This is a genomic window from Vallitalea sp. (genome assembly GCF_025211055.1).
Taxonomy (GTDB): domain Bacteria; phylum Bacillota; class Clostridia; order Lachnospirales; family Vallitaleaceae; genus Vallitalea.
This window is the reverse complement of the sequence record NZ_JAOARO010000055.1, coordinates 1-11,402: the sequence shown is the minus strand read 5'-3', so window position 1 is coordinate 11,402 and position 11,402 is coordinate 1. Positions and strand designations below refer to the sequence as shown.

Sequence of the window (11,402 nt, the reverse complement as noted above, 5' to 3'; positions counted from 1 at the left end):
ATGTGGGTGCTCCCACTCAGTGAAGAGATGTGCGTAGCGAACAGGAGTATTTTGTTAGACGAAGTTATTTGTGACGATTTGTTAAAAATTCAATCATGTATTTCATTATTTCTAATCTATACTCTTCCCCCTTTATATCATCAATTAATTTAAATGATAACAATATGTTTTGAACATCTAATAAACTATCGTGATAATCCTTAAGCTGTATAACTGATTTATTATAGAGATAAAATAATAAAGCAGTTATTAATTCAATAACTATTCCTGACGAACTTACAAGATATGAAATATTTCTAACCTCATCAACAAAATAACCTACAATAAGGCCTCCGACAATGAGTATAATTCCAATAACACTCATACTAATAGAAATATAAAATGAGCTTTTATTACTTTTCTTCACAAGCTCATAATATTCTTCAAGATTTCGAATATTGATTCCAACTAAACTGTCAAAGTATTGTGAATGTCTCTGTTTTTCGTTATCTTTCATCACAATCTCTTTTTGCTTATTTAGTAAATCGATTTCTTTTTGTAATTTTTTCTGTTTAGATTTAGTAAAGCTTGCCAAAACAAATATAATACTAATAAATGTCAGTATATAATTAACATAAATATTTATATTTACAACCTTTAAATAACCAAGCAAACAAAATATACCCATACTCATGAAAAAATATCTAATTCCTTTACTTACACTAGCATCAGATTCCAATTCAGATTGCAATTTATTGATTTTAGATTCAAAATATTCCAAATTCAATAAGTTATTTGCAGTGTTAGAATCTGGTATAATTATATCCTTTTCTTTTTGTTCCGTTCTTTCATTATTTATTTTATTATTATTTTCTTCCAATTTTACTTCCCCTTTCGACACTACAAAGCATATATTTTCCAGTAAATGATTCTTTCAATGGAGGTCCAATAAATTTCTCTAAATTACACATTTCAATTCACTTAAATCTCCATTATAAATCAACAATATAAAAAGACCAAAAAGCTAGACCTCGATAGCGGATATATACTATAACATTTCATATTTTAAACGTTTCAGTACCTTAGAAGGAGTTGTTCATGCCCTGATTGAGGGCTAATGCAACCACTGTCCCGACGTGCTTAGGTGATATAACCATACGGAAACTACCACTCATTATAAAATGTATACTTTTTGTACTTTATTAATCATTAAAATTCTCAACTATATATTTTCTCTGATTCTCACTTCTAATCATTAAATAAATAAGTAACATAAGCCATAGGTACAGGTATACTTATCCCCCACTTCCTCGCCGTTTCGGCAGTACCGCTCTGTATGATCACTTCGAAGAAACCCAGTTACCTCAATTTCAAATTCGTACTCCTCATCATACCATTTTTTCATGATTAACCTCCAAGTTCTAATTATGGGAGCAGCTTAATAAAAAACTCACTCGCATGTTATCGACGTGCTAGCACCTTAGAAATCGTAGCTAATGCCCTGAGTAAGGGCTAATGCAACGATTGTCGTGACTGCGCTTAGGTGGTGGGATGTATGAGGACAAATCCCTAGAGAAATACCCTTGTTCGAATGAATGATAACACATTGTTAAGTAAAGTTGGCAACGGAAGCTTTGAATTCATCATAAAACTATTGTGGCTATAAGTCCATACTTAGGATGTAGTTCACCGTACAGCACTAAACTGTGGTTTCTCTATAACACTTTTTCCATTTTATATACTTTTAACCCCATATGATTACATATACCCGTGGTCTTATTGAAACCCATCTTTTGATAAAAAGCAACTGCATACAATGAAGCCTCAATACTAATATAATTTGAATTGTATTCTTTCGCTTCAATTTCAAATCTTTCGAGTAGTTTCTTTCCAATACCACTTCTGTGTTGTGTTCCATCCACAAAAAGACTACTTATTCTGTTCGCCATTCCGCATATCATTCCTACTATTTCATCTTCTTCAGCAACATAAAATATAGGCTTCTTACTAAATTTATCAAGAAGCTGTTGTTTAGTATTTTTAGTAGGGTCAAAATAGTCTAATGTTTTAGTTATAGCCTCTTCATCATAAAAATCTAAACTGTTGTATCTTCTAAATGTTCTCATTGCTAAATCAGCAACATCTATTACATCTCTTTCCTCTAATCTTCTAATCTTCATTTTCTTCAAAACCTCTCATCTTATATAATATTAACAGTTATAAAAAACCGCAATCATTTATGATACAATCCACTTTATCTTTAAAAAAATCTATTTAACCCATAAATATGGACATAATAATACCTAGTTGACAATTTAACTTAACGATTCGGTATTTCCAACGTTCTCTCTTAATTTTCCCCAAAGAGAGTAAATGTGCGTAGCGAACGACAATATTTTGTTATACGAAGCAATTTACTGAAATCACCGTATACTATCTGTTAAACCATTCATTCTAATAATGTCTAATTCTTCAGCATTAAATACACCAGCTTTGAACATTTTCATATATTCTCCAGAAAACAGGACTGTCAAATATTAGAACATTATCTGAATTAATAGTTACTTTAATACCCGCATCAAATAACTTTCTAATAGGATTCTTCTTTATTGACTCTACCCTACCTAATATTACATTACTTGTCGGACAAATATTAAGTTGAATATTATTATCAGCTCCAGTTCATAACTTGCGGTGATTGATACCTGACTTTCCTTCAAACACCGTTCCTATATATTTATTAACCCAACTATGCATTTCATTCATGTTCTCAAGTTTATGATTTAAACAAGGAATCTTCATACCAGTTTTTTTATATATATAATCTCTATTCCCTCCAAGGTTAAAGTGATTATGTAAGTCTGCTTTTGGTATACATCTCAAAATTTCTATATCATTCATTAATAATGCACTAATTTTTCATTATCCCCATAGCTTCACCCAATAGAAAGTGAATGTGCGAAGGGAGCTGCAATATAGTGTTAGGTGAAGTTCTCCCACGGAAATCAACCGATACAGACATACTAATAAACGTCAGCTTTCTAATTTATTATTTTTTTACTGAATATTTTAATATATTAACAATAACATTTTTTCTATAGAAAAGTTACCTCAAGAAAATACTACTTTTTTGTTATATACTTATTCAGCCAATCCTTATATACATCCAATTGTTCATTAGTATGAAAATAATGCTCACCTTCCTGCATAATCTCTATCTCGCACTGAAATATCTTAGCAAAATTCTCTATTGTTTCAAACTCACATAAATCATCTTTTGCACCATAAAGGATGGCTGTAGCAATATCCCATATATCTACTGGGTGATCCTTAACATAACTATAATAATCCCAATAAAGAACTTGACCAATAGGTGTTTCAATTTCTTTTTCTTTTTGTAAAATTTCTGGAGTTATTCCAAACCACATCATCATATTGCTAATAATTCGTCCCATATCCACAACAGGTGCCAAAAAGAGACACTGCTCTAACTGTTCTTCCTTGTATGCCAATAAACTAAAGTATGCTCCCATACTGCACGCAAAAAGACTTATATTTTCCCATTTTTGTTTTGCATAAAAGATAATCTTTTTAAGGTCTTGTACACAAAACTGTACTTTACAGGGTGTATTCTCTTCCTTCCGTTCACCATGCTGAGCTAGATCAAAACTTAATACCTGATAATCTTTTTTAACTGCAGTTTCTGCAAGTAATTTAATAACTGTATCTTCTTTATCAGACATATTACCATGCACTGCTATAAAGACATGTGATTTTTTCTCCCCCCATTCAACTGATGGGATACCCTCTATCTTAATTCTTTTCTTATACATCGTGTCTCCTAACTATTTTTTATTAAATTTACTATTAATTATAGTATTAATAATTTACAAATAAACCTTTATTTTTATATCCTAGGTCAAAACCTAGTGGGGTAATTCACCTAACGTCCCGTATTTGCGACGTCCCAGTACCTTATAGATGCTCGCTCATGCTCTGAATAAGTTCTAATGCGTGCGCCATCCCGACCGGGCTTAGGTGGTAGAATGTGCGTAGCGAACGGAAATATATTGTTATCAGACATTGTGCACGGAAACAGTCTATCGCTTTAATTAAAATAGTATAGTTTATTTCTCACAAAAAGCATATATGACAGACATCTTAATATAAATTCCATCTTCTCGTCTAAATTCTTTTAGCCCTTCGTATACATCTATTTTAAAACTATCTAATTGGCTCATACCCATTTTTGCAATCTCTTCTATAATACCTCTAAATGCATTTGAATTCATTTCATCCCACCATTCATCGCTATTCCTATAAATAACATGTGGTTGTTCTTCATGAACTCTTATATTATGAAAACCACTTTCCTTGAGCATATTGATTATACTTTCTACTGTATTGTATTTAATCCCTGTCGAAGAAGTATTCTTATCTATATATTTGTCAACTATTAGAGTAAGCCATTTTTGATCAATTTGTTCACCCCAGGTGCTAAAACTTAACTTGCCACCCTTTTTAAGCATCTTAGATATATTATTCAATTTTTGTTCACTATGAAAGAGATATGTAATAAAAAAGCCAGAAATAATATAATCAAAAGTTTCTTCATCAAATCTTATATTTTTTACGTCCATCATATAAACTTTTGCATTCTCAATACTTTTTTCTAATAATTCTACTTTTGTCTCATGTACCATTTTTCCAGATAAATCGATACCAATTACCCTTCCATCAGACCCTACTTTTTTAGTAGCTGGAAACAGAGATGCACCTCTACCCATACCAATATCAAGTACTACACCACCATCCTTTATATTTGATAGTTCAACTAAGTGTTCTCCAAATACATTCCAATAACTAGGACCTACCTTACTAAATTTAGTAGCAACTATATCCCAAACGTTAGTATGTTGTCGTTTCTTATCCATGCAGATACCTCCTGTTAAATATACTAGTGAACAATGTTTTATAACGTTTCGTATTTCCGACATCCACTCTGACTCACAACGTCTTTTCCCTAAAGAGAGTGAATGTACGTAGTGAACGGAAATATTTGTTATACGATGACTTAACCAAATTTTTTCCCTTCTATAATTTCATTTAGCTTTATCATTTCTTGTTTGTCTAGTTGTAAATTATAATCATTAATTACTTCAACAAAAAGAAATTTTCCTTTAGCCAAAATCTTAACTTTATGTTTATATTCCTTTACTTCTATAATATTTGTTAAAAATATCTTCCTACCAAATAAATATATACAGTCTTTATATACACCATCTGCATTTCTCAACATTGTCATCTCTAATAATAATATCATGAATGAAGTTACAACAATAAATAATAATAAATCATCAAATCTATAAATAATGAATCTCAATGATATAATGCTTATTAAAAGACTAATATAAAATGTACACCTTTTGTATCTTCTATTCTCAATAAGTATATATCTATGCCCTGATGGCTTATTAAACAATATTCTAATTATATTAATCATACTAACTATTACAATAATACTTAATAAAAAATATATATCCCAACTATTTCTTGTTATTAAACTAGGATTAATTATTTCTTGATTTATCAATATTAAATATGCTCCTCTCATTATAGCCCTAATAACAATTATACATATGAATGATAATATAACTTTTGTAAAATAATTAGGTTTAATCAATACAGTCCTCCTCATCAATCTGCACGTAACCATGCCAATTGCTCTGTAGTAAATAGATTATGGTTAAAATATATCTCTTCTAGATTCTGAATTTCTGCTAAGTGAGTAATATTTCCATCTTCTAACTTTTTCAAAGTGAAATATACATATTTAAGAGACAAGCATCTCTTTAATGGCTCTAATGAATTAAGAGACTTGTTACCCACACCTTATCACTATAAATCAACTGTTGGAGTGTTTTTGATGATGGTAACTTATCAATAAAATAATCAAATACTTCCTGCTTTAAACCACTTATTATTATCTTTTTAGCATTTGGATAATTTGAGATTAAATCAATATCTTCTTTGCTACAATTACCTCCCGATACATCATTCTGTCTTAAATCAATAGAATTAATGTCATCAAATTTTCCATTGGAGTACTCAATTAATTTACAATTCATATTGCCCCTTCTATTATATTACGTCTAACGTTTGGTATTTCCCACTTTCGCTCGACCCACAAAAACTTTCCCCAAAGAGAGGGAATTGGCGTAGCGAACGGAAATATTTTATTATGCAATGGATTGAGATGACCTACTCAATTACACTTCGACTATCATCCTATCATATGCAAATTCTACATCAATTCCTTTTTTCTTGTATATTTCTTCTACTCTTAATAAATCATTATAAGATAATCTATCAGGTTCTTCAATATGACTTAAAACGATTTTATCTGCTTTTATATTTTTAACTATGTCTATTGTTTCCAAAAAAGTACATTCAGATTTTAAAGCGGGGTGATTTTCAGAAATATTTTGTTCACCAGTTAATGGATTATTTTTAAAAACTCCTGCTGGTACTATAGCTAAATCTAATTTCCCCAAATTTTTTGGCACTTTCCAGCCAACCAGTTCATCCATTATTATTAAAATTCTTGTAGTTAAGTTACTAATTAGATATCCATATACATACTCTTCACTTAACCTAATAGCTTGTATTGTAAAATTATCTATTACAAATTTAAAATTATCTTTTAATATAGTTCTATTAATAATTCCTAGGTATTCAAAGTAATCAAAATGTTTCATTGTCCCTAATTGTTCCTCTAAACCTGGTTTAACCCCTTCAGGAATTAATAATTCTGTATGCATATTATTTGGTGGAAAATTTCTCCAATCATAGTTCATTTCAAACACTCTTCTCCCCATAGTATGATCAGGGTGCCAATGTGAATATGCACAATATTTCACCGCAGTTATATTACTTCTATTAAGTTGATGTACAATATCCTCCGGAGTATCTATTAATAAGCCAATATCGTGAATAAAAATACTTGGTCCCATTCTTGAATATGGTATACCTTTTATTCTTGCTTCATTACAAACATTACAGTTACATAAAGGCCTTGGAATTGTTATTGCTCCACCTGAACCTAATATTTCTACTCTCATCTCCATCTCTCCTTATAAAATCTCAATCTGTTGCATAACGTACCTTGTTTGTAAAACAGACTGATAACTTTCTAGCCCACCGTTATCAACAATAATACCAATTAATTCATTGTTGGATATCGAAATACCTTCTACACAAAAAAGAATTTCTCTTATATGGTCAAATTCTACATTTTCTATAAGATGATAGTTGCTCCTAATTTAATAATCTCATTGAATTCTGATACTGACTCAATTTCATGGCTATAAAACTGATTTGTTGATGAAAAATTCCATCCATAATTAACTGCATAGTGAATCAAGGCTTTAGCAACTGAAGGTAAATATAGATTACTATCATGATAATCTTTCCTATCAAGATAATATTCACACAACGTATTTTTCAAACTCTTAGGCTGACTCGCTTTGAATTTTCAATTACTATGTAAATTATTATCACTTACAGAGATATCTCTTTTCTCCTTCTTATCATGATTTCATAATAATCCTCCAATACATACTAATTAAGCGATACAGACGATACAGAACAAAAAATTCCACTTAACGTTTCGTATTTTAGACGTTCACTCTGACCTTCAACGCTTTTCCCAAAAGAGAGTGAATGTGCATAGCGAACGGAAATATTTTGTTAGGTGAAGTCATTAACGGAAGCTATCAATAACTATATTTCGAATTTTCTTAATATCTGCAATATAATCTTTATTCATATAAACAATTATTTCTGGTATTCTACCAAAATTATCACTTTCCCTTACCACATTTAGAGCTTCTCTACTAACCACTTCTTTAGTTTTGATTTGTTGAATTCATATGATAAGAATTCATGTTTTTGGTTATAAAACGACCGTCAATTGAAATTACTAAATTCAACAACAATTGACTTTGCACTGTTAAACCACTCTTGCTCAAGATTTCTTTTAGTAAAATTGCAATGTTCATTAGAGATTCAGGTCTTAAATGAACTCTTCCACCATAATTTGTATCACTGGGCATGTATAGAAATGCAGAAATTTGATGGTCTATACAACTTACGTCCTATTTCTTTCAACTGACTCTCTTGGGAGTTATGACCTAAATAGCTCCCCCTATAATACTCATAATCAATATTATAACCACTACTATTATAACTTAATAATCTATTAACATCAATTTCAATTACATATTTATTTATAAATTTCTTTAATGGACTATCCAAATTTAATACTTTCTGTAAACTAATTAAGTCATGAGTATTTATAGATTATTATCTATCGATGTAGTAACATGTGAAACTAATAATTCAAGATTATTTATTTCTATATCATCAGTACTAATCCCAAAATGTTCCTCAAAATCATTAGCACTGATATAATCAGTTTGAGACTAAATCTATTCAATTCATATTCTTCAATCTGAAAAACCTCATTTAAAAACATTAACGATTTTTGTCTGTTTCTTATACCATATATCATTATTTTTTCTACTCATATAATAAACCTATACACTAGTTAATGATTTTACCTAACGTTGCGTATTTACGACGTCCCTGAACCGTACCCACAGTGCCACTGAATTTATATTTGATTATTTTTCCGTAGTCGTAAAAATATATATGCAGATACAGAGCGAACGGAAATATTTTGTTAGAAGATGTAAAATCATGACTAACTGGCATGTACTATAACTTAATTAGCTCATTAAATCTTTTCTTATAATCTTCAATAATTATTTTAACTGGTGGACTTATCTGATTAGGAATTTCATCAACAGCAAAGTATTTTACCTCTTTACCCTCTGATAAATCTACCTCTATTATTCCACTATACCTTTTGCAAATATATGTCACTGTCACATTATATACTTCGTTACCATCTGGATACTGATAATATAGTTCTTTTCCCGAATATACATTAAATAATCTAAGCTCATTGCATTCTAATCCAGTTTCTTCTTTAACTTCTCTAATTGCATTTTCTTCAAGGCTTTCTCCCAGTTCCATCATACCACCTGGTAATCCCCACATATCATTATCTTGGCGATGATGTAATAAAATCCTATTATCTTTATCCATGATTACTACATTCGCTCCACATGCTATTACTGGTCTTGTTCCAATTAGTTCTCGTAAATCATCCATATAATTAGCCATTAGTACTCTCCTTAATAATTCTAATATAAAAGACATCTATACTGCTACATTATCTTATTTTACCATATAAACAGACTCTATTGATAATATTTATAACATATAATGATTCAAATTTATTGGTTTTATCATTCTATCAATGTTCGGATATTATTAGAATGATTTTATGTCTTCTAACGTCTCCGTATTTCCGACGTTCCAGCACCTTAGAAGGAGTTGCTCATGCCCTGCCAAGGGCTAATGCAACGACTGTCGCGACGCGCTTAGGTGGTGGAATGTGTGAGGGCTGACCCCAGAGAAATGACCCTACCCGAACGAAAATATTTTGTTAGAAGATGTTATCCCCTTCAGCTTCAAAGAACTACCCTTATATCTTTCAAATTAATCTATTCAATTAGTCTCCATATGTAAATTCTTAAATTCCTGTTAATTCTTTAAAGTTAGGTAATCCTTCAATCCAATCACAAAAATCTCTCCATTCTGGTAGTCGATGAGTTTTTCTTTGCGAATAAATAGTTTTTAATTGACAGTAATTTGTTGTTAATCTAGCAGTCAATTTAAATCCACATGGATTAGAATATAGTAATTTTAAATAATTTTCCTTACTCTTTGTTTTATTATATGTATCTTGTAATTCTTTCATTATGTCTATAATCCTATTATCTACATAATCAGCATATTGTTTGTCTAATTCAAATGACTTTAGTCTATGCATAGTAGATTGACTTGATACAAATGTTATGAAGTTATACCTTTCCATTTCAACCCAAGCTTTATTTGTAAAAGTCAGGTCAAAAGATACTAATATACCTTTTAAGAAATTATCATGGCCCTCACCTTTATTACATCTTCCTAATTTTTTTGTAGTATTAGTTAATTCACAACTTAATGATTCTATATCAATACTCATAGGATATTTACTTGCTTTAATACTTTCATTCATATCATACACTTTAACATTAGTAATCATTATTATTTCATCCTTTCAGTCTACTATAAACTGTTCTTGTATTGTTACCCAGTAATCTATCTGCATAATATTGAAATTATGATAATTATGTAACCCTCTATTAATAAAAGACCCCAAAACCTTTCTCGAAAGAGAGTGAATGTGCGGAGCGAATGGAAATATTTTGTTAGGTGATGTCCGACAGTTAGCCTATATATATTTATATTTTAACTTCTGATTATCCCATTTAATCTCACTTCTGTGTTTCTTTAACCATGCATTTAATACTTCTTCAACTTCATCTATTTCCATATTCCAATTTATATTGCTAACTTCTTGTAGTATACTTTTCAAGTGTTCATACCTAGTTCTATAATAATAGCTATTCGTAGCAATATTTTTTTTATACATATCAATGTTATTGGGGAACAATCCATACTTGACCTTATTCATATCATATTTAGTAGGCTTAAATTCAGTATCTTTCCAAACTTTTAACTTTCTTATTCTGCCTCTACCCATCATTTGTATCACTTCATTATACCTATTTTCAGGTATAATCCAACCTGCTATCACTTCTGGTTTAATACATTCTATAAAACCATGCAAAGCTAATGACAAATATTCAAATTTTCTATTCTTCTCAGGTCTAACTAATAGCTTATCTGCTTCTTTAGTTAAAATTACAGTTATGGTATTTTGAGTCCTTTCGTTCTTAACCAAACCATAGAAACTATTTAAAAATTCGCTGGTATTAGGACCATAACCTTGAATATAAGTTAGTGTATTACAATAACCGTCTTTAAAATGAAATTTATTATCTTTTATGGTACATATACCCATTTCATCTGCATACACCCTACCCATTTCTACTAAATCAGGATGTCCAATCTCAATAACTGATTCATAACCTGATATTGACACTGAAATAAACTGTTCATCTCTTTTCCTAGGCTTCATTAACCCTACTTTATCCAACTCTTCTATGTACTTAATATCTGTTCCATAATATATTATTCCTTTATCATTTACATTCATGTTATTTCAACCTTTATATACAGAGGATTTTACCTAACGTTACCGTGTTACGTCCCCCAACCTCTAGAAGGAGGCGCTCATGCTCTGATTAAGTGCTAATGTGCCGACTGTACCTTTAGGTCTTAGATTGGGGGATGTTGTAAACACATTGTTAACTGATGCCTCTATGCGACCTATGCCATTACACTTA

The 11,402-nt window shown here is 30.4% G+C and carries 13 protein-coding genes and 1 pseudogene; all 14 read right to left on the bottom strand.

The window, feature by feature from the left end; translation table 11 throughout:
- Window positions 1-64: 64 nt before the first annotated feature.
- The 14 genes and pseudogenes from N4A55_RS06945 to N4A55_RS06880 all read right to left on the bottom strand — a co-directional run bounded on the left by N4A55_RS06945 (window position 65) and on the right by N4A55_RS06880 (window position 11,212).
- Window positions 65-859 (bottom strand): TRADD-N-associated membrane domain-containing protein, encoded by a 795-nt coding sequence (locus tag N4A55_RS06945; RefSeq protein WP_293754847.1) that lies wholly within the window; start codon window positions 857-859, stop codon window positions 65-67.
- Window positions 860-1,255: 396 nt separating this feature from the next.
- Window positions 1,256-1,384: pseudogene (locus tag N4A55_RS06940) on the bottom strand (TIGR04076 family protein); the annotation flags it as partial.
- A gap of 310 nt (window positions 1,385-1,694) precedes the next feature.
- Window positions 1,695-2,159, bottom strand: coding sequence for a GNAT family N-acetyltransferase (locus N4A55_RS06935; RefSeq protein WP_293754845.1), 465 nt, complete (start codon window positions 2,157-2,159; stop codon window positions 1,695-1,697).
- 298 nt (window positions 2,160-2,457) lie between these two features.
- Entirely contained in the window at window positions 2,458-2,643 is a 186-nt protein-coding gene (locus N4A55_RS16920; RefSeq protein WP_443083822.1) for a hypothetical protein, read from the bottom strand.
- Between the two features lie 458 nt (window positions 2,644-3,101).
- Complete coding sequence (locus N4A55_RS06925; RefSeq protein WP_293754844.1) at window positions 3,102-3,812, bottom strand: alpha/beta hydrolase; 711 nt, start codon at window positions 3,810-3,812, stop codon at window positions 3,102-3,104.
- Window positions 3,813-4,106: 294 nt separating this feature from the next.
- On the bottom strand, window positions 4,107-4,913 hold the full coding sequence (locus N4A55_RS06920) for a class I SAM-dependent methyltransferase (protein WP_293754842.1): 807 nt from the start codon (window positions 4,911-4,913) through the stop codon (window positions 4,107-4,109).
- Window positions 4,914-5,053: 140 nt separating this feature from the next.
- On the bottom strand, window positions 5,054-5,662 hold the full coding sequence (locus tag N4A55_RS06915) for a hypothetical protein (protein WP_293754840.1): 609 nt from the start codon (window positions 5,660-5,662) through the stop codon (window positions 5,054-5,056).
- Window positions 5,663-5,840: 178 nt separating this feature from the next.
- On the bottom strand, window positions 5,841-6,107 hold the full coding sequence (locus tag N4A55_RS06910; RefSeq protein ID WP_293754839.1) for a hypothetical protein: 267 nt from the start codon (window positions 6,105-6,107) through the stop codon (window positions 5,841-5,843).
- Window positions 6,108-6,248: 141 nt separating this feature from the next.
- Window positions 6,249-7,100 carry an MBL fold metallo-hydrolase gene (locus tag N4A55_RS06905; RefSeq protein ID WP_293754838.1) on the bottom strand — a complete coding sequence of 284 codons (852 nt, stop codon included), beginning with the start codon at window positions 7,098-7,100 and terminating at the stop codon, window positions 6,249-6,251.
- A gap of 176 nt (window positions 7,101-7,276) precedes the next feature.
- Window positions 7,277-7,486, bottom strand: a complete 210-nt coding sequence (locus N4A55_RS06900) for a hypothetical protein (protein ID WP_293754836.1) — start codon at window positions 7,484-7,486, stop codon at window positions 7,277-7,279.
- Window positions 7,487-8,082: 596 nt separating this feature from the next.
- The gene (locus N4A55_RS06895) at window positions 8,083-8,295 is read right to left on the bottom strand and encodes a hypothetical protein (protein WP_293754835.1); all 213 of its coding nucleotides are present in this window, start codon (window positions 8,293-8,295) and stop codon (window positions 8,083-8,085) included.
- Window positions 8,296-8,757: 462 nt separating this feature from the next.
- Window positions 8,758-9,228, bottom strand: coding sequence for an NUDIX hydrolase (locus N4A55_RS06890; protein WP_293754834.1), 471 nt, complete (start codon window positions 9,226-9,228; stop codon window positions 8,758-8,760).
- Between the two features lie 412 nt (window positions 9,229-9,640).
- Complete coding sequence (locus N4A55_RS06885) at window positions 9,641-10,195, bottom strand: hypothetical protein (protein WP_293754832.1); 555 nt, start codon at window positions 10,193-10,195, stop codon at window positions 9,641-9,643.
- Between the two features lie 189 nt (window positions 10,196-10,384).
- Window positions 10,385-11,212 carry a hypothetical protein gene (locus N4A55_RS06880; protein ID WP_293754831.1) on the bottom strand — a complete coding sequence of 276 codons (828 nt, stop codon included), beginning with the start codon at window positions 11,210-11,212 and terminating at the stop codon, window positions 10,385-10,387.
- Between the last annotated feature and the right edge of the window lie 190 nt (window positions 11,213-11,402).

What these genes read in the sequence shown, in the direction of transcription:
- N4A55_RS06935 (WP_293754845.1), bottom strand. Translation starts at nt 2,159, where the DNA reads ATGAAGATTAGAAGATTAGAGGAAAGAGATGTAATAGATGTTGCTGAT.
- N4A55_RS06925 (WP_293754844.1), bottom strand. Translation starts at nt 3,812, where the DNA reads ATGTATAAGAAAAGAATTAAGATAGAGGGTATCCCATCAGTTGAATGG.
- N4A55_RS06920 (WP_293754842.1), bottom strand. Translation starts at nt 4,913, where the DNA reads ATGGATAAGAAACGACAACATACTAACGTTTGGGATATAGTTGCTACT.
- N4A55_RS06910 (WP_293754839.1), bottom strand. Translation starts at nt 6,107, where the DNA reads ATGAATTGTAAATTAATTGAGTACTCCAATGGAAAATTTGATGACATT.
- N4A55_RS06905 (WP_293754838.1), bottom strand. Translation starts at nt 7,100, where the DNA reads ATGAGAGTAGAAATATTAGGTTCAGGTGGAGCAATAACAATTCCAAGG.
- N4A55_RS06890 (WP_293754834.1), bottom strand. Translation starts at nt 9,228, where the DNA reads ATGGCTAATTATATGGATGATTTACGAGAACTAATTGGAACAAGACCA.
- N4A55_RS06885 (WP_293754832.1), bottom strand. Translation starts at nt 10,195, where the DNA reads ATGATTACTAATGTTAAAGTGTATGATATGAATGAAAGTATTAAAGCA.
- N4A55_RS06880 (WP_293754831.1), bottom strand. Translation starts at nt 11,212, where the DNA reads ATGAATGTAAATGATAAAGGAATAATATATTATGGAACAGATATTAAG.